19 protein-coding genes are annotated in these 16,396 nt (G+C 69.7%); 9 read left to right on the forward strand and 10 right to left on the reverse strand.

The features are described from left to right. Nucleotides 1–341: 341 nt before the first annotated feature. The gene (locus ACIRG5_RS41940) at nt 342–680 is read right to left on the reverse strand and encodes a YdeI/OmpD-associated family protein (protein WP_402915910.1); all 339 of its coding nucleotides are present in this window, start codon (nt 678–680) and stop codon (nt 342–344) included. Between the two features lie 484 nt (nt 681–1,164). On the opposite strand from ACIRG5_RS41940, the gene ACIRG5_RS41945 reads away from it, so the two are divergent. Next, nucleotides 1,165–2,616, forward strand: a complete 1,452-nt coding sequence (locus ACIRG5_RS41945; RefSeq protein ID WP_402915912.1) for an amidase — start codon at nt 1,165–1,167, stop codon at nt 2,614–2,616. Between the two features lie 54 nt (nt 2,617–2,670). On the opposite strand, the gene ACIRG5_RS41950 is transcribed toward ACIRG5_RS41945, so the two are convergent. Then, nucleotides 2,671–3,006 (reverse strand): peptidase inhibitor family I36 protein, encoded by a 336-nt coding sequence (locus tag ACIRG5_RS41950; RefSeq protein WP_402915914.1) that lies wholly within the window; start codon nt 3,004–3,006, stop codon nt 2,671–2,673. Nucleotides 3,007–3,063: 57 nt separating this feature from the next. On the opposite strand from ACIRG5_RS41950, the gene ACIRG5_RS41955 reads away from it, so the two are divergent. Together ACIRG5_RS41955 and ACIRG5_RS41960 are read left to right on the forward strand one after the other, a co-directional pair. Continuing rightward, nucleotides 3,064–3,411 carry a hypothetical protein gene (locus ACIRG5_RS41955; protein ID WP_402915916.1) on the forward strand — a complete coding sequence of 116 codons (348 nt, stop codon included), beginning with the start codon at nt 3,064–3,066 and terminating at the stop codon, nt 3,409–3,411. Between the two features lie 70 nt (nt 3,412–3,481). Next, nucleotides 3,482–3,763 carry a DUF3040 domain-containing protein gene (locus tag ACIRG5_RS41960; RefSeq protein ID WP_402915918.1) on the forward strand — a complete coding sequence of 94 codons (282 nt, stop codon included), beginning with the start codon at nt 3,482–3,484 and terminating at the stop codon, nt 3,761–3,763. 49 nt (nt 3,764–3,812) lie between these two features. On the opposite strand, the gene ACIRG5_RS41965 is transcribed toward ACIRG5_RS41960, so the two are convergent. From ACIRG5_RS41965 to ACIRG5_RS41975, 3 genes are read right to left on the reverse strand one after another with little or no spacing between them, the layout of a single operon-like run. Further along, nucleotides 3,813–4,982, reverse strand: a complete 1,170-nt coding sequence (locus ACIRG5_RS41965) for an NAD(P)/FAD-dependent oxidoreductase (protein ID WP_402915920.1) — start codon at nt 4,980–4,982, stop codon at nt 3,813–3,815. After that, entirely contained in the window at nt 4,982–5,176 is a 195-nt protein-coding gene (locus ACIRG5_RS41970) for a ferredoxin (protein WP_402915922.1), read from the reverse strand. Before ACIRG5_RS41970 ends, ACIRG5_RS41965 begins: the two co-directional genes overlap by 1 nt. Continuing rightward, nucleotides 5,173–6,399, reverse strand: coding sequence for a cytochrome P450 (locus tag ACIRG5_RS41975; protein WP_402915924.1), 1,227 nt, complete (start codon nt 6,397–6,399; stop codon nt 5,173–5,175). Before ACIRG5_RS41975 ends, ACIRG5_RS41970 begins: the two co-directional genes overlap by 4 nt. 108 nt (nt 6,400–6,507) lie before the next feature. Here ACIRG5_RS41975 and ACIRG5_RS41980 point away from each other — a divergent pair, with 108 nt between their 5' ends. Beyond that, entirely contained in the window at nt 6,508–7,110 is a 603-nt protein-coding gene (locus tag ACIRG5_RS41980) for a TetR/AcrR family transcriptional regulator (protein WP_402915926.1), read from the forward strand. Here the strand turns inward: ACIRG5_RS41980 and rph are convergent. After that, nucleotides 7,107–9,629: a rifamycin-inactivating phosphotransferase gene (gene rph, locus ACIRG5_RS41985; protein WP_402915928.1), complete on the reverse strand. Its 2,523-nt coding sequence runs from the start codon at nt 9,627–9,629 to the stop codon at nt 7,107–7,109. The genes ACIRG5_RS41980 and rph overlap by 4 nt on opposite strands. Nucleotides 9,630–9,900: 271 nt before the next feature. On the opposite strand from rph, the gene ACIRG5_RS41990 reads away from it, so the two are divergent. Beyond that, nucleotides 9,901–10,911, forward strand: a complete 1,011-nt coding sequence (locus tag ACIRG5_RS41990; protein WP_402915930.1) for a lysyl oxidase family protein — start codon at nt 9,901–9,903, stop codon at nt 10,909–10,911. Between the two features lie 12 nt (nt 10,912–10,923). On the opposite strand, the gene ACIRG5_RS41995 is transcribed toward ACIRG5_RS41990, so the two are convergent. Next, on the reverse strand, nt 10,924–11,496 hold the full coding sequence (locus tag ACIRG5_RS41995; protein ID WP_402915932.1) for a TetR/AcrR family transcriptional regulator: 573 nt from the start codon (nt 11,494–11,496) through the stop codon (nt 10,924–10,926). A 58-nt stretch (nt 11,497–11,554) separates the two neighbouring features. On the opposite strand from ACIRG5_RS41995, the gene ACIRG5_RS42000 reads away from it, so the two are divergent. The 3 genes from ACIRG5_RS42000 to ACIRG5_RS42010 are packed head-to-tail and all read left to right on the forward strand — an operon-like array spanning nt 11,555 to nt 13,985. Further along, nucleotides 11,555–12,187: an NAD(P)-dependent oxidoreductase gene (locus ACIRG5_RS42000; protein WP_402915934.1), complete on the forward strand. Its 633-nt coding sequence runs from the start codon at nt 11,555–11,557 to the stop codon at nt 12,185–12,187. Then, nucleotides 12,184–13,098 (forward strand): SDR family NAD(P)-dependent oxidoreductase, encoded by a 915-nt coding sequence (locus ACIRG5_RS42005; RefSeq protein ID WP_402915936.1) that lies wholly within the window; start codon nt 12,184–12,186, stop codon nt 13,096–13,098. Before ACIRG5_RS42000 ends, ACIRG5_RS42005 begins: the two co-directional genes overlap by 4 nt. A gap of 53 nt (nt 13,099–13,151) precedes the next feature. Next, entirely contained in the window at nt 13,152–13,985 is an 834-nt protein-coding gene (locus tag ACIRG5_RS42010; protein ID WP_402915938.1) for a DUF1963 domain-containing protein, read from the forward strand. 68 nt (nt 13,986–14,053) lie between these two features. Here the strand turns inward: ACIRG5_RS42010 and ACIRG5_RS42015 are convergent, their stop codons facing one another. Then, nucleotides 14,054–14,476 carry a PLAT/LH2 domain-containing protein gene (locus ACIRG5_RS42015; protein WP_402915940.1) on the reverse strand — a complete coding sequence of 141 codons (423 nt, stop codon included), beginning with the start codon at nt 14,474–14,476 and terminating at the stop codon, nt 14,054–14,056. A gap of 97 nt (nt 14,477–14,573) precedes the next feature. Here ACIRG5_RS42015 and ACIRG5_RS42020 point away from each other — a divergent pair, with 97 nt between their 5' ends. Further along, the gene (locus ACIRG5_RS42020) at nt 14,574–15,470 is read left to right on the forward strand and encodes an oxidoreductase (protein ID WP_402915942.1); all 897 of its coding nucleotides are present in this window, start codon (nt 14,574–14,576) and stop codon (nt 15,468–15,470) included. A gap of 201 nt (nt 15,471–15,671) precedes the next feature. Here ACIRG5_RS42020 and ACIRG5_RS42025 read toward each other — a convergent pair whose 3' ends face one another. Together ACIRG5_RS42025 and ACIRG5_RS42030 are read right to left on the reverse strand one after the other, a co-directional pair. Beyond that, nucleotides 15,672–15,929 (reverse strand): hypothetical protein, encoded by a 258-nt coding sequence (locus tag ACIRG5_RS42025; RefSeq protein ID WP_402915944.1) that lies wholly within the window; start codon nt 15,927–15,929, stop codon nt 15,672–15,674. A 12-nt stretch (nt 15,930–15,941) separates the two neighbouring features. Beyond that, nucleotides 15,942–16,379, reverse strand: a complete 438-nt coding sequence (locus ACIRG5_RS42030; protein WP_319979382.1) for an Hsp20/alpha crystallin family protein — start codon at nt 16,377–16,379, stop codon at nt 15,942–15,944. Nucleotides 16,380–16,396 lie beyond the last annotated feature (17 nt).

Here is a 16,396-nt window from a genome sequence, read left to right on the forward strand (position 1 = left end):
TCCCGCCTGTACTACGACTCCGGGCACATCACCGCCTACGGTATTCGCCACGCCGTGGAACGGCATACCGGGATCATGAGGCATCAAGCCAGTATTCCTGAGTAACGCACGGCATCACCATCCAGAGTGACCACCGCACCCGGAATGGTCGAGTCAATACCTGTCAGAGCTGCACTCATTCTGTTGACCTATGACAATACGGCTATCTCGTAGGGCGCCCGCTCAGCGGCACGGTCGGACGTTCGTTCAGCGCGTGTCTAGCTTGGATTGGTGAGCCGGAAGCTGGTGCCGCAGCGGATGTTCGATCGCGGCCGGGGCGGTTGGCTAGGCCAGTGGACGGGTCAGGCCTTGGGGCGTTGCTGGATTCCGCCGGTCAGGAGGTCGACCATGGCGGCGATCCGTGCCGCGCGCAGTTCCGGGCGGCATGTGATGTCGTCGATCCAGCGCAGGTAGGCGCGGCGGGAGCACTGGGCGAGGGAGTCGAAGAACGCGTCGGCCGCCGGCGCGGCGTCGAGTGCGGCCGCGATGTCCTCGGCGAGGTCGGCGCGTTGCGGGCTTTCCGGGGATAGTGCGACCTCGACACGGTCGCCGGGCGCCACGTTCTTGTCGCGCAGCCAGGCGGAGGTGAGGACGATCCGGCTGCTGGCACAGGAAGTCTCGATGGCGCCGCGGACGCGCACCTGGTTGACGGTGCCGATGACGTGGTGCCGGGACTTGACGCCTCAGACCTGGTCGAGTTCGAACGGAACGGGCACGACCACGCGGCAACGCCCCTCCACGCAGACCGTGCCGGTGAAACGGCGCGCCGTTGTGGGCAGCGATCGTAGTGGGCGCTGAGGTCCGTCGGTCCTGCCCGATGACCACGTAAGTCTCGATGCGGTCCGATCCGCCTCGCGGCATGAGCGTGCTGGTACAACGCGATCAGCGGCATTAGCGGACGTGGAGCAATGAAATAGATTGCGAGCGAGAGCAGTGGCGGTCGAACAAGAATTGAGGGCTTCATCCTGTTGCGTGATGGAAAACTTCATGGCTTGTGCGGGGGAGTTGATCCACTTTTGGTGCTGTGAACTGCGGTGATCCGCCTTCTGTGCTGGAAGCTTCGGTGTCCCTGTTTCGCGAATCGGAATTTCGTGCCCTCCGAGTCACGTCGTTAGCTTCGAATTCATGGAATGGAGCTTTCAGACGGCCGAACAGCTCGTCGCCGCGTTGCGCGCCGGTGCGGTGACATCGGTGGAACTGACCGGGGAGGCGATCGCCCGCATCGAGCGCGACGACGAGGTGATCAACGCGATCTGCGTGCCAGACTTCGACCGGGCGCTGGCCACGGCACACCGCGCTGACCAGGCACGGGCGCGGGGTGAGGACCGGCCGCTGCTCGGCGTTCCGGTGACGGTCAAGGAGTGCTACGACGTGGCCGGGCTGCCCACGACCTGGGGCATGCCGCAGCACCGCGGCCACCTGCCGGCCGAGGACGCGGTGCAGGTGTCGCGGCTCAAGGCGGCGGGCGCGGTGGTGCTCGGCAAGACCAACGTGCCGTTGGGGCTGCAAGACATCCAGAGCTTCAACGGCATCTACGGCACCACCACCAACCCGTGGGATCACAGTCGCACGCCGGGCGGCTCCTCCGGCGGGTCGGCGGCGGCCCTGGCGTCCGGGTTCGGCGCGCTGTCCATCGGTTCCGACCTCGCCGGCTCGCTGCGCACCCCCGCGCACTTCTGTGGCGTCTACGCGCACAAGCCGACTGTTGGACTGGCGGCGACCCGTGGCATGGTCGCGCCGTCCGAGCCTGTCCTGCCGACCGACCTCGACCTCGCCGTCGTCGGCCCGATGGCGCGCTCCGCCCGTGACCTCACGCTCCTGCTCGACGTCATGGCAGGACCGGACCCGCTGACGCTTGGCAAGGCGCACCGGGTGGCACTGCCGCCCGCCCGGCACGAGCGGCTCCGCGACTTCCGGGTCCTGGTCCTCGACGACCATCCGCTCATCCCGACCGGGTCGGCGGTGCGGGCGGGGGTGCACCGGGTGGCCGCCGCGCTCGTCGACGGCGGCGCCCGCGTCGAACGGCACAGCCCGTTGCTGCCGGACCTGACCGAAGCCGCGACGCTCTACATGCGGTTGCTGATCTCGGGCTCCGTTGCGCGCTTTCCCATCGAGTCGTACGAACAGCTGCAGATCCGTGCCGCCGGACTGAGCGCGGACGACCAGAGTCTCGACGCCGTGCGGCAGCGCGCCCTGGTGTGCAGCCACCGCGACTGGATCGAGGCGACCAACCGCCGCGAGATGCATCGCCACGGCTGGCGGCAGCTGTTCGCCGAGTTCGACGCCATGGTGTGCCCGATCACGCCCACGCCGGCGTTCCCGCACGACCACGACCCCAACCCGCTGGAACGGCGCATCGACATCGACGGCGTCGAGCGCCCGTACTTCGACCAGCTCGTCTGGGCGGGACTGGCCACCATGCCCGGCCTGCCCGCCACCGCCGTACCCGCGGGCCGTTCCCCCGAAGGCCTGCCGGTCGGCGTGCAGCTCGTCGGCCCGATGTTCGAGGACCGCACCCCGCTGCGGCTGGCCGAACTGATCGAGCGGACGATCGGCGGTTTCCAGGCGCCGAGGTAGCCGGGCAGGGGGCCTGCCCCGCGCCGGGCAGGCCCCCTGCTCACCGCGTCGGGCCTAGCAGCCGCCGGGGCGGATCGAGCTGATCTTGTCGCTCATGTCGTACTGGGTGACGTTCCCGGTCCAGATGGCCGCGATGGGCAGGCACCGCCCCTTGAAGTTGGCCTCGGTGTAGACGGACCAGACCTTCCCGGTCCGGTTCCTGATCGACGAGGTGATGTTGTCGAAGTCCAGCGGCAACGTGCTCTTCTGGGACTTGTGGCCCGTCACCCTTCCCTGTCCGTCGATGTGCTCGAACAGGCAGAAGTTGCCGTCCCCGCACCGGTCGAACCCGGATGCCGCGGGCGCGGCGGTCGCGGTCCCGCTGATCGAGATCAGGCCCGCGGCGACCACTGCCGCCGCGGCGACGAATCGGTTGTTCTTCGCGAACTTCCCCCTCTGTTGACGTGCATGTCAGGTGCGGCACCAACGCTGCCGGGACCCGTCCTCACCTACGGTGTCGCCGGGACCCTGATCGGCGGCCTGGTGATCACGAACGTGCCCGGCGTGGCCCAGGCGGTGGCGGCCGGCGCCCTGTTCGGGCTGGCCGTGGGGCTCAGCGTCTGCCTGTCCCGCGCGTGGGGCGCGTTCGGCTGCACCCGGTTGTGGCTGGCCGCTCGCGGCCACGTTCCGTTGCGACTCATGGCTTTTCTCGACGACGCGCACCGCCGCGGCGTGCTGCGACAGGTCGGCGCGGTGTACCAGTTCAGGCACGTCCGGCTGCAGGAGCGGCTCTCCGGCCACGAGTCCGCGCGATGATCGGGGAACCTTGAGCCGTCTCGTGCGTTGGCGTAGGTGACGCCTTGACCAGCCAGCGGGAGGACCGGGAATGAGACTGCCGGACCGCGAGCAGCAGGAACTGGACGAGATCGAGCGCCGCCTCGCCGAGGATGACCCGAAGCTGGCCGCCAAGCTCACCCGTCCGGCACCCAGGGTGCCGCGCAGGACCCTGGTCGTGGCCGTGATGCTGCTGGCCTACGCGGCCGGGCTGATCGTCGTGATGACCGGAGTGACGCTGTCCTCGGTGGTGCTCGTCGTGCTCGGCGCCTGCGTGGCCTTCGGGGTGTTCGCCTGGTTCGTCGTGCGGGTCTGGCGCGGGCACCGCGAGTAGCGGGCGGTCCTGCCGGCAACGCGTGCGCTGGGTTCTCGGTGTCAGGCGTTCAGACAGAGGTTGCCGGGGAGATCAGCTGCCGGTCCTGGCGCAGCTGCCTGGCCATGTTCCAGCCGAGCACGCCCACGACCCGGCCGCCCGCGAGGTAGTGCGCCGCGAACTTGCGTTCGGCGAGCTGACCGTGGGCGACCACCATCTCCGCACCGGCCGGAAACACGCCGTACGCCTGGATCTTCGCGTCGAACTGGTCGGTCCAGAAGTACGGCACCGGCGCGAACGGGGTCTGCGCGCCGAGCAGGTTGCGGGCCGCCGCCATGCCCTGCTCGGTGGCGTTCATCCGGTGCTCGACCCGCATCAGAGCACCGAAGTGCGGGTTGAACCAACGGGCCACGTCGCCGGCGGCGTACACGCCGTCGACGGCGCGGCAGGTGGCGTCGCACACCACGCCGTCGTCCACCGGTACCCCGGAGCCGTCGAGCCAGGCGGTGGCGGGCGCCGCGCCGATCGCGACCAGCACGACGTCCGCCCGCAGCACGGTTCCGTCGGTCAGTTCGACTCCCGACACCGCGATGTCGCCGTGCAACGCGGCCACGCCGGTTCCGGTGCGCAGCCGCACCCCGTGTTCCTCGTGGAGTTCGGCGATCACCGAAGCGACCTGGTCGCCGAACTGGCGGACCAGGGGCAGTGGCAGCGGGTCGACCAGTGTCACGTCCAGGCCCAGCAGCCGGGCCGACGCCGCTGCCTCGGTGCCGAGGAAGCCCGCTCCGACGACCACGACGGAGGATGAGCGCAGCAGGTCGCCGCGCAACGCCAGCGCGTCGTCGATGGTCCGCAGCACGTGGACCCCGGCGAGGTCGTGGCCGAACGGGAGCGTTCGCGGGGTCGTTCCGGTGGCGATCACCAGGCCGTCGTAAGCGATCTCCTCGCCGTTCGACAGCGCGACCGTGCGAGGGGCGAGGTCCAGTCCGCTCGCGGCACTTCCGAGTTTCAGCTCGATGTCGTGGTCCACGTACGCGGAATCGGGCCGCAGCAGCGTCCTCTCCGGCTCCCACGTGCCCGCCAGGACCTGTTTGGACAGTGGCGGCCGGTCGTAGGGGAGCGCCTTCTCGTCGCCGACCAGGGTGAGCCTGCCGGTGTAGCCCTCGCGGCGCAGCGTCTCGGCGGTGGTGACGCCGGCCGCCGAAGCGCCGACGACGACCACCTGGTGAAGAGGTCCCACTACTTGTCCACCACGATCGCCAGCGCCGGGCACAGCAGGGCGGCGTGTTCGGTGGCCGCCTCCAGTTCCGCGGGTGGGCTCTCCAGCAGCAGGACCACCATGCCGTCCTCGTCGCGCTGGTCGAACACGTCCGGCGCCGCGAGCACGCACTGGCCCGCGCCCACGCAGGCGTCCACGTCGATCCGGACCTTCATCGGTTGTCCTCGCGGTCCCAGGTCACGGGCAGCGAGCGCACGCCGTAGACCAGCGCGTCGTTCTTGAACTCGACGTCCTCGAACGGAACCGCGAGTCGCAGCGTCGGGATGCGCTGGTGCAGCCGGGCGAACACCTCCTGCAGCTCGACCCTGGCCAGCTGCTGGCCGAGGCACTGGTGGATGCCGTAGCCGAACGCCAGGTGCGCGGTCGCTTCACGCTTCAGGTCGATGCGGTCGGGGTCGGGGAACACCGACTCGTCCCGGTTGCCTGCCGACAACGCGGCCACGAGCCATTCCCCGGCCTTGATCGTCTCGTCGCCGATCGTCACGTCGCCGGTGGCCTGGCGCAGCACCCCGAACTGCACGATCGACAGGTACCGCAGCATCTCGTCCACGGCGGTGCCCGCGAGTCCGGGGTCGGCCCGCAGCGCGGCCAGCTGATCGGGCTGGCGCAGCAGGGCCAGCGTGCTCAGGCCGATCATGTTGGCGGTGGTCTCGTGCCCGGCGATCAGCAGGGTGATGCCCAGGGTGACCAGTTCCTCGACTGACAGCTCCTGGCCGTTCTCCCGGGCCCTGACGATCAGCCTGCCCAGCAGGTCGTCGCTCGGCGCCGCCAGCTTGGTCAGCACCAGCTGGGTCATGAACCCGACGACCTCCAGGTTGGCCTGCTCCAGCGCGGCGGGGTCGCTGTTCGTGCCGATCAGCACCGCGGTCTGCTCCTGGAACCGGTCGCGGTCGTCGTAGTCCACGCCCAGCAGCTCGCAGATCACCAGTGACGGGATCGGCAGCGCGAAGTCCGCCACCAGGTCGACCGGCCCGGTCCGCGCCAGCAGCGCGTCGAGGTGGTCGTCGACCAGTCCCTGGATGTAGGGGCGCATGGCCTGGATCCGCTTGACGGTGAACTCCGGCGTCAGCAGGCGCCGCAACCGGGCGTGGCCGGGGCCGTCCATGTTCAGCAGGCTGCCGGGCGCCACCGGGCGGTCGAGCAGGCCGCCTGCCACGACGTGCGTGGACGGGGCGGCGTGCGAGCTGAGGTTGGGATCGCCCAGCATCGCGCGCACGTCGGCGTACCGGCTGACAACGCGGGCCTCGACGCCGACCGGACAAGCCAGCGAGACCGTGCCCTCCTGAGCGCGCAGTTCGGCGTACTCGGCGGGCGGATCGAACGGGCAGCCGGAGTCGCGTGCGGTCGGGAACCGAGAAAATATGGCAGTCGCTGTCATGTGACTGAGGCTGCCAGATGACATGACGTGCCGCAACCGTGTGTCATATGGCAGTGACTGCCAAGTGGCAGTGCTACCGTTCGCGGGAGACGGGCAGGGAGGTGCGCTGTGGGCTTGCGCGAGACGAAGATGGAACGCACCCGGAGGTTCATCGCCGAGTCGGCGTTCGACCTGTTCGTCGCGCAGGGGTACGACGACACCACCATCGAGCAGATCGCCGCCGCGGCCGAGGTCGGCACGCGAACGCTCTACCGCTACTACTCCACCAAAGAGGCGCTGGTCGTCAGCTTCGTGGAGAACGGCCTCGACGCGGCGATGGACGCCTTCCTCGCCCAGCCGGACGAGACGCCGCTGTCCGAAGCGCTCTACGCCGTCGTCGACAGCGTCGAGCAGACGATCGAGGCGAACTCGGCGCGCCTGCTCGCGCTGTACGACATCTTCGACAAGACCACGGGGTTGCGGGCCGGCCTGGCCGACCTGTGCTGGAGCTGGCGTCAGCGGCTGGCCCAGGAGATCCTCCGGCGGGAGAGCGGGACCGGGGACGTGTTGCACGCCGCGCTGACCGCCGCGAGCACCATGAACGTGATCGAGGTCGTCGTGCAGACGTGGACCGCGAGCGGTGGTCAGGTCGACGTCACGGACATCACCCGCGAGACGCTCAAGCTGTTGCACACCAAGGTGATCCCGTTCCCCAGCCCCGCGGCTCCCTAGGGCTCCGGAAGGATCTCGACGAACCCGTCGGTTCCGTTCACCCTGATCCGCTGACCGTCCTGGATCGTCCGGGTGGCCTGGTCGACGCCGACGACCGCGGGCAGCCCGTACTCCCGCGCGATCACCGCGCCGTGCGTCATCATGCCGCCGACTTCGGTCACCAGGCCCGAGATCGCCACGAACAGCGGTGACCAGCTCGGGTCGGTGTAGGCGGTGACGAGGATGTCGCCCGGCTCCAGGTCGGCGTCCGCCACGTTCAGGACGACCCGGGCCCGTCCTTCGACGGTCCCGCCGGAGACGGCCACGCCGGAGAGCGCACCTTCCGGAAGGTCGTCGCGCCGGTAGCTCCCGCTGATGGCCTCGCCGTCGGAGGTGAGCACGCGCGGGGGAGTGAGCACCTCGAACGACCTGAAGGCCTCCCTGCGCTCGCGGATGACCTCACCGTAGCCCTGGCCGGTGCGCGTCAGCTCGTGAAGTTCCTGCAGCGTGAGGAAGAAAGCGTCCTCTTCGGACTCCAGCAGGCCTGTGCCGGTGAGGCGTTCGGCCTCTTCCAGCAAGGCGACCTTGTAGACGAGGTAGCGGCTGATCATCCCGTACTTCGGGTACTCGCGATAGCCGATGAACGTCCGCACGCGGTCGATCATCCGCTTGGTGTCGGCGGCCTTCTGCTCGCCGTCGGGAAGGACGAGCAGGCGTTCCAGGACTTCCTGCTCCTTCTTCCACGCCTCCTGCCGGCCCTGCTCGAAGCGGTGCCCGGCGGCACCCTGCTCGAAGTTCCTGACGTTCGTGAGGATCATGGGCAGGAGTGCGGCGGGGTTCTCGCTCCACCGCGTCCTGGTGATGTCGATCTCGCCGACGCAGCGCATGCCGTACTTGCCGAGGTAGTCCTGGATCGCGTCGCGTGCCTCCGAACCGCCGGGGAGCCCGGGTAGTTCGTCGAGGAAGTCGTCGCCGGCGCTCTGCAGGAACGCGACGACCTCGGGGTGCGGGCGGATCACGTCCGCGACGTCGAGCAGCGCCAGTCCCATCTCGGACGTGACGTTGTGCGGAGCGGACAGCGTCAGCGTGTCGGCGGCGTTCTTCTCACCGAGCCACTCGCACAGGTTCTCGTTGAGCCACCACGTCGCCTGCATTCCGGCCATGATCACCTGGTTGCTGCGCGGGTCGAACAGGATCCGGCGCAGCTCCTCGAAGTCCTCGATGACGAACTCGAGCAGCTCCGGTCCGGACTTCCCCCGGATCTCGCGCTTCAGCACGGCGACGGACGCCTCGGCGTTCCCGATCAACTCGGTGACGAGGTCCGGATCGGTCTCGATCTCGGCCTGCGCGGTGCCGGGGAACGACGGTCCGGACCCGTCGCCCGGCGGGACGAAGCCGGTGCGGCCCAGGACGGTGCGCAGGGCGTCGCCCATCAGCGGATCGGACCTGTCCGCGACGTCCAGGAACGCGGCGCTGCTCCGGGGCGTGGCGAGGATCGGGGTGACGTCGACGAAGAGCCGCCCTGCCGCGACCGCCATCGGCCTGGGCGTCGTCGACTGCCACACGGAGAGGCCCAGCGGCTTCATGGCGTCGGTCATCATCTGCTGATGGCCGACCGAGACGTAGACGTGGTTGTCGTCGTCGCTGGTCTCGGGAATGGGGAACAGCGTCGTGATCGGCCTGCTCTGGACGATCTGGAACTCGTCGCCTGCCAGGCACCACTCGATGTCCTGGGGCCTGCCGAAGTGCTCCTCGATCCGCCGGCCGAGCCGGGTCAGGCGCACCACCTGCGCGTCCGTCAGCGTCGGCTGCTCGGTGGCGACCGTCCTCTCGATGATCTCGTCGTCGAGGACGCGGTACACTTCCGCGTTCACCAGACCGGACACAAAGGACTCGCCGAGCCCGGGAACGGCCTCCACACAGGAGATGCGGCGGCTGGACGTGACGGGGTCGGCGGTGAAGAGGACGCCGGCCGAGTCCGGGAAGACCATCTGCTGCACGACGACGGCCATCCGCACCTTGCGGTGGTCGAAGCCGTTGTGCAGCCGGTAGGTCACCGCGCGCTCGGTGAACAACGAGGCCCAGCACCGGCTGACGTGCCGCAGGACCTCCGCCGTCCCCACGACGTTCAGGTACGAGTCCTGCTGGCCCGCGAACGACGCCGTCGGCAGGTCCTCCGCAGTCGCGCTCGACCGGACCGCGCAGGAGGTTCGCTCGCCGAGCCGCTCCAGCGCGTCCGTGATCGCCGCCGTCACCTCGCCGGGCACGACGAGCCGCTCGATCTCCTGCCGCACCTCCGCACTCCGCGCGGCGATCTCCTCGCGGTCGTCCGCGGTGAGGAGTGCCAGCCGGTCCAGTCGCTCGCCGATCGACGGCGCCTGGCGCAGAACCCGGTCGAACGCGTCCGTCGTCACGCAGAAGCCGGGAGGCACCTGGACGCCCCCGATTCGGGTGACCTCTCCCAGGTGCGCTCCTTTGCCGCCGCAGAGCGAAATCCGCGTGTCGTCGACTTCGGCGAGACCGACCACATAGCCGCTCATCCGGTCATTTCCCCCGATTTCTCGTCTCGCGCACTGGCACGAGCTTGGCGTCAGGCGGGAGATTCTGCGCGACGAACGGGGTCTTGCCGCAAGCCCAGGGGTGCGCTATATGTTGAAGTGGGGAGAGGGGATCTCCCCATTCTTCGTCTCCGGCAATCGTTCACTCGGCCGGGTACACCTGGCGCCGTCGAGGGCTTGCCGGCGATGTCCGGCTCTAGCCTTGTCCGCCGTGGGTTCTGGTAGAAGGTGGAGCGCGGCAGGGTTGACGTTGGTGGTCGCTCTGGCCTTGACGCAACCGGCTCGGGCGGACGAACGGCCTCTGCTTCCCGACCTCCGCCAGGCACCGGTCGGGTGTGCGGGTGGCTACGGTGGCGATCCCTCGCTGTGCCGCGACTGGGACGTCTGCCTGGTCGCCGATGCCAAGGCGCCCAACGGGGAGTGCGTGACGTCCGGCGAGATCCGGGCCGTCCGGATCCGGTTCACCACCGCGATGGACAACGTGGGCGAAGGCCCGTTGATGCTGCACGGCCGCCGGTCCGACCGGAACTCGGACGAGATGTCGGTGCGTCAGGCGTTCCAGACTTCGCGCGGCGGGCCGATTCCCGGCTCGTACGACGAAGCCCGGCGCGCCACCACCACGTCGATGTACTACGAGCCGACGCCCACGCACCTGCACTGGCACCTCATGGGGTTCGCACGGATGCAGTTGCGCACGCCTGGTGGCAGAACGGTGGTCGCCGACCGCAAGAACGGCTACTGCCTGGGAGACCGGTACCGGACCGCCGACGCGGGCGGGCTGCCCGATCCAACGAGCCCGGAGGGGCAGCTCGCCGAACGTCTGAAGAAAAGCAACTGCGGCAGGAACGACCCCGGCGCCACGGAGATGTTCGAGGGCATCTCGGTCGGCAGCGGCGACGACTACCGCAAGGGCGTCGACTTCCAGTGGCTCGACCTCACCAACGTCACCTCCGGAACCTACGACCTGGTCAACACGGTCAACTCCGACCGCACCCTCGCGGAGTCCCGCTACGACAACAACTCCTCGTCGATCTCGATCTCGGTGCAGTGGCCGGGCGGGGCGAAGCGGCGGCCCGCGGTGATCACCGAGGCCCCCGCCGTCACGTTGCTGCGGAGCTGTCCGGGGCAGGAGCGGTGCTCGGGGCAGCTCCGGACGGACGACCTGCTCGCCCGCGCCCGCAGTGGTCCGATCCCCGAACCCGCGCCGGGCAGGCCGGAGTGCGGAACGGATGAGCCGGGCTGCTGCTGTTGCGCCTGCCGCTGACCCGGTACCGGCCTACCTCTCGATCGTCCAGGTCCCAATCGCGTCCAGCAGGTGATCGATCATCTCGTCGGTGACCGGGCGGCGCTCGAACATGCTCCGGAAGACCAGGGGGCCGATGAGGATCGCCGGAGCGTCGGGGAGGTCGGCCGACGGCTGAAGCTCGCCGGTCCGGGTCGCCGAGTCCAGGGCCGTGCCGAGCTGGCCGCTGATCGTGGCGATGAGTTGCTCGCGTCGCGCGGCCGCGTCGGGCTCGTCCAGTGGTCCGTGGAACAGCGCCGCGGTGACCGCCTGCACCTCGGGCAGGGCCAGTTCGCCGGCGAGTGTGCGCATCTGCCGCGCCAGCCACGGGCGGACGGGCGGGACGGGGTCTCGGAAGAACGGCATCCGGACGCCGGCCATCGTGTCGTCGAGCAGCATTCTCGGCTGCGGCCAATGGCGGTACACGGTCGCGCGCCCGACTCCCGCGCGTTTGGCGACGTTCTGGTGGGTGACCGCGGCCGGGCCCTCCTCGCGGAGGAGATCCCTCGCGGCGGAGAGGATCGCCTCGCGGCTGCGGGTGATGCGCGGGTCGGTGGAGTCGGCCATGGCGACATCTTATGAGACAACTTGACTCAGAAGCACGCAGGACGGCAGAGTGGAACTTATGAGACACAGTGACTCAGAAGTTTCCCGGTTGGTGGTCCTCGGTGCGAGCGGTGGCACCGGACGGGCTGTCGTCGACGTCGCGCTGCGAGCCGGGCACGCCGTCACGGCCGTCGTGCGCCGCGGCGACGCGATTCCGCCCGCACCCGGTCTGACCGTGGCGGTGCTACCGGTGCTGACCGATCTGGCCCACGTCGTCCGCGGCCAGGACGCGGTCATCAGCGCGCTCGGCACCAGTGACCGCGGCCCGTCCACGGTCTGTTCGGACGGCATCCGCGCCACGTTGCTCGCGATGAAGGAGACGGACGTGCGCCGCCTCGTCGCCGTCAGCGCACACGGCGCGGCGGAGAGCCGTGACCGGTCGCTGTACTCCCTGCTGCTCTGGGCGTCGGTCAAGCACAAGATGCGGGACAAGGAGGTGATGGAGGCGCTGATCCGGCAGTCCGATGTGGACTGGACGATCGTTCGGCCGCCCGCGCTGAAGGACACCCCGGCGACCGGCGACTACCGCACCGGCAACGATCTGCGCGTCACCGTGACGTCCTCGGTGTCGCGCGCCGACCTGGCCGACTTCCTCGTGCGCGAGGCCGTGCGACCGGCGTTCGTCCGCCAGACCCCGGGGATCGCCGCATGAACGTCCACAGTGGCCGGACCGACCTGAGCGGCCAGGTCGCGCTGGTGACCGGTGGCGCCGGCGGAATGGGCAGGGTCATCACCGCGGAACTGGTCCGCGCGGGCGCCCACGTCGTCATCACGAGCCGCGACAGGGATCGCGGGGAGGCCCTGCGGCGCGAGATCGGCGCCGACCGGGTGGAGGTGCTCACCGGCGACCTGGGCGTACGCCGCGACCTGCACCGGATCGCCGCCGAGTTCTCACGACGCCACGACAGGCTGCACCTGCTGGTCAACAATGCCGGGGCGCACTACCGCGACCGGCGGCTGACCGCCGACGGCGTGGAGGCGCACCTGGCCGTGAACCACCTGGCCGGGTTCACGCTCACGTACCTCCTGCACGACCGGCTCCGGGCCGCCGCGCCCAGCCGTGTCGTCAACGTCGTCTCGGCGACCATGTCCGACACCCGCTCGGTGCCGCTGCCCGGCAGGCCTCGGCCGGTCTCGCTCGACCTCAACGGCGTCACCGACCTGCGTGAGCTCAATCCCGCCGAGGGCTTCGCCCCGTTCACCGCCTACGCGAGGGCCAAGTTGCTGAGCACGATCTGCGGCTACGTCTTCGCCGACCGGTGGCACGACGAGGGCGTGACGGTGAACGCCGTGCACCCCGGGATCGTGAGCACGAGCATCGTCGACGACATCACGCCTGCCGCGCTCAGGCCGTTCCGGTCACTGATCCACAGTCGTCTGCTGACACCGGAAGCCGGTGCGGAGGCGGCACTGCGCTTGGCCACGGATCCCGGCCTCGCGACCGTGACGGGCCGCTACTACGTGCGGGACAAGGAGGAACGGTCGCCCCGCGTGTCCTACGACCCCGCCACGCGCGCCAAGGCCTGGCAGCTCAGTGCCGGCTGGGCAGCGCTCGGTGGCTGAGGCCGGTGCCGGGAACGATCAGAACTGTCGGTGCCCCGCGTTACGGTGCCGCCGTGAATCCCAGGAACGTGAAGATCCTCGACCAGATCCGCTCCGAGGCGCTCGCGCGGAGGATTCCGGAACCCGATGTGGAGCGGTGGATGGAGCTCGTCCGCCCCTCCACGCTCCTGACGCTGGACGGGGACGGGCCGGTCGTGGGCCGGTTCGGCGGTCCGATCATGCTGCCCGCCGATGTCGAAACCCAGGAGTACCCGCTGGTCGCCACCATCGACTGCGCCGCTCTTCCCCGGGAAGCGACGGATCTTCCGCTGCCGTCCGACGGCAGGCTGCTGTTCTTCGGCTATCCGGAGGAGCACGGCATGGGCGAGGTCGTGTACGTGCCGGAAGGCGCGGTCGTCGTGGAACGGGAGCTGGATCCTTCGTCCTATCCGGCCTGCGGTGATGATTTCGCGGAGAACCACGACGAGTTCCCCCAAGGCCACATCCACCTGACGGCAGACGTGTCCCTGCCCTTCGTCGGCACGGTCGCCGCGCCGTCACCCGTCTACCTCGTGCCGATGCCGGGGCATCCCCATTCCGAGGCGCTGGCTCGGGTGTGGGCGGACCAGTGGGGCGAAGCGACCCTGGTGCTGGGCGGATACGGCACGGACTGCAACGGCTGTGACGCGACCGAGATCGCCGTCCTCTGCGCGGCCGCCGACGAGAAGGCGGAACGATGGCCCGGCGCTGGCACGCCGTCGTCCGACGCCGGCGACTGGGTCCTGTTGCTGGAGTTCAACGTCTGCCGGTCAGGCGGTGGCGCCGCCATCTTCTGGGTGATCCAGCGAGAAGACCTGATCGCACAACGCTTCGACCGCACCCAGGTCCTCGTGGACTGGAATCCCTGAGACCGAGTTCGGCGGGCGCGAGCGCGAGTGAGAACGGCCTTCACTCGCGCTCGCGCCGGGTGCTCAGCTCACACGCAGGCGTAGAACCGCGTCAGGCTTTCCTGCGGGAACCACTCGTTGACCGCGCAGTGGTAGACCCTGCCGGTGGCTTCCTCGTGGATGTCGACGTACTCGGAGTACCAGGCGTCGGACTCCCGGCCGCCCTTGCCCAGGCTGATGTAGCCGATGGTGCCGAACGACGGATGCTTGTGCGGGCCGGACGTCCACGTCTCGCCGCGGCGGAAGTCCCTGTCGATCTGCATCGGGTCGGACTTGCCCTCGGTGCCGAACATCGTCACCCGGACGGCGTCCTCGGTGTCCGCGTTCGGCAGGTTGCCGGTGCGGAAGGTGAGGTAGTAGGTGCTGATGCCGTCGGCCGAGGCGGGCACGACCGTCGTGAGCGTGCCGAGGACGGCCAGTGCTGCGCAGAGCAGCACACTGCGGATCTTCATCTTCTCTCTTCCTGTCGACGAAAACCGTGACGCCGATACGGTCGCGGGGGACGGTGGTCGTTCAGTGGCCATCCGGCGGCCGCCTAAGCTGGCGATCATGACGAAGCGCCAGTGGACCGCCGACGACCTTCCCGACCTCACCGGTCGCACCGTCGTGGTGACCGGTGCGGGCAGTGGGGTGGGCCGTGGCACGGCGACCGCCTTCGCCGCGGCAGGGGCGCGCACGGTGCTCGCGGTGCGCGACGTCGCCGCGGGGGAACGGGCCGCGGCAGCGATGGCCGGCACCACCGAGGTTCGTGAACTGGACCTGGCGAACCTGGCGTCGGTGCGCGCGTTCGCCGAGGGCTGGCAGGGCTCGCTCGACGTGCTGGTCAACAACGCCGGGGTGGCGATGACCCCGTTCGGTCGCACGGCGGACGGGTTCGAGCTGCAGTTCGGCACCAACCACCTCGGCCACTTCGCGCTGACCAACCTGCTGCTGCCCTCGATCACCGGCCGTGTGGTGACCGTGGCCTCCGGCGCGCACAAGGCGGGCGTGCTCGATCTCGACGACCTGGACCTCGCCCGTTCCGGCTACACCCCGGTGAAGGGCTACGGCCGGTCGAAGCTGGCGAACCTGCTGTTCACCCTGGAACTGGAACGGCGCTGCCGCGAGGCCGGGTCGTCCGTGCGCGCGCTGTCCGCGCACCCCGGCTACTCGGCGACGAACCTGGGCACCAAGGGCCGCAACCGTCATCTGGTCAAGATCGTGCACCTGGCCGGGCGTTACCTCGCGCAGACCGAGGCGCAGGGCGCGTTGCCGTCGTTGTACGCGGCGACCCAGGACCTGCCGGGTGCCAGTTACGTCGGCCCGGACGGACGGTTCGAGCTGCACGGCCACCCCGCGCTGGTCGGCCGGTCGGCGGCGGCCAGTGACCCGGTGCTGGCGCGGCGGTTGTGGGAGGCGTCGGAGCGGCTCACCGGGGTGAGCTTCCCGCTGGCCGCGAAGTCCTGAGCCCGGCGTTCGGTCACCACTGTCCGATGAGGACAGAAAAGATGACCCCGCGCCGCGCTCTCGCGGTACGGGGCCACCTGGGTGGAGGAGTCCGTGCGGCTCGCTGTTCGTTGCGCCCGTGCGCTTGGTGGCGTCAGTCGAGCCCGCCACCGTGGGGTCGGCTTGACGGTGCGAGCGGTCGGCCGGACGTGCTCCTGCTGTTCACCGTTTCCACGCATCACCTGCCTTCCGCGACGGAGGGGAGCGCTGCCGAGCCGCTCTGCCGATCGGGACGCGGTCCTGTCCGTGTGGCCGGACCACGTTCCGGTGCGGCGTCGAAGGGATCGGCCGGCGTGGAGCCGGGGAAGGCGGTGGCTCTCCCCAGCTCGCTTCGATGATCGCGTCGAACTCGGCGCGCACCAGGTCCTCGTCCTCGCACACCAGCGCGAGGAACTCCTCGTCCAGCGTCCGCGCGACCACGACGACTCCCGGTCAGGCGTCGATCTGCTTGACGTCCTGCTCGGTGTTCGTGATCGCGATCTTGCGTGGCTTGGCCTTCTCCAGCACCGGAATGCGCAGGGTCAGCACACCCGCGTCGTAGGCGGCCTGGATGCGTTCGGTGTCGAGTGTGTCGCCGAGGAACAGCTGGCGGGAGAACACGCCCAGCGGTCGTTCCGCGACCTGCATCTCGGCGTTGTCGCCCGTGATGGTCGGCCTGCGCTCCGCCTTGACGGTCAGCACGTTGCGTTCGACGTCCAGCTCGATCGCGTCCGCGGACACGCCCGGCAGATCGAACGCCACCACGAACTCGTCGCCCGCGCGGTAGGCGTCCATCGGCATCGCCGTGGGCCGTGACCACGTGCCCGGCCCGGTGAACACCTGCTGCGCCAAGCGGTCCAGCTCCCGGAACGGGTCAGTGCGCATCAACATCCGGCACCTCCTCGATG

The sequence above is a fragment of the Lentzea sp. NPDC102401 genome (assembly GCF_044765805.1).
GTDB lineage: Bacteria > Actinomycetota > Actinomycetes > Mycobacteriales > Pseudonocardiaceae > Lentzea > Lentzea sokolovensis.

Bases quoted from the DNA above. Each gene is read 5' to 3' on its own strand.
- ACIRG5_RS42015 (WP_402915940.1), bottom strand. From the start codon at position 14,476: ATGAAGATCCGCAGTGTGCTGCTCTGCGCAGCACTGGCCGTCCTCGGC.
- ACIRG5_RS41945 (WP_402915912.1), top strand. From the start codon at position 1,165: ATGGAATGGAGCTTTCAGACGGCCGAACAGCTCGTCGCCGCGTTGCGC.
- ACIRG5_RS41960 (WP_402915918.1), top strand. From the start codon at position 3,482: ATGAGACTGCCGGACCGCGAGCAGCAGGAACTGGACGAGATCGAGCGC.
- ACIRG5_RS41995 (WP_402915932.1), bottom strand. From the start codon at position 11,496: ATGGCCGACTCCACCGACCCGCGCATCACCCGCAGCCGCGAGGCGATC.
- ACIRG5_RS41955 (WP_402915916.1), top strand. From the start codon at position 3,064: ATGTCAGGTGCGGCACCAACGCTGCCGGGACCCGTCCTCACCTACGGT.
- ACIRG5_RS41970 (WP_402915922.1), bottom strand. From the start codon at position 5,176: ATGAAGGTCCGGATCGACGTGGACGCCTGCGTGGGCGCGGGCCAGTGC.
- ACIRG5_RS42020 (WP_402915942.1), top strand. From the start codon at position 14,574: ATGACGAAGCGCCAGTGGACCGCCGACGACCTTCCCGACCTCACCGGT.
- rph (WP_402915928.1), bottom strand. From the start codon at position 9,629: ATGAGCGGCTATGTGGTCGGTCTCGCCGAAGTCGACGACACGCGGATT.
- ACIRG5_RS41975 (WP_402915924.1), bottom strand. From the start codon at position 6,399: ATGACAGCGACTGCCATATTTTCTCGGTTCCCGACCGCACGCGACTCC.
- ACIRG5_RS42000 (WP_402915934.1), top strand. From the start codon at position 11,555: ATGAGACACAGTGACTCAGAAGTTTCCCGGTTGGTGGTCCTCGGTGCG.
- ACIRG5_RS42005 (WP_402915936.1), top strand. From the start codon at position 12,184: ATGAACGTCCACAGTGGCCGGACCGACCTGAGCGGCCAGGTCGCGCTG.
- ACIRG5_RS42030 (WP_319979382.1), bottom strand. From the start codon at position 16,379: ATGTTGATGCGCACTGACCCGTTCCGGGAGCTGGACCGCTTGGCGCAG.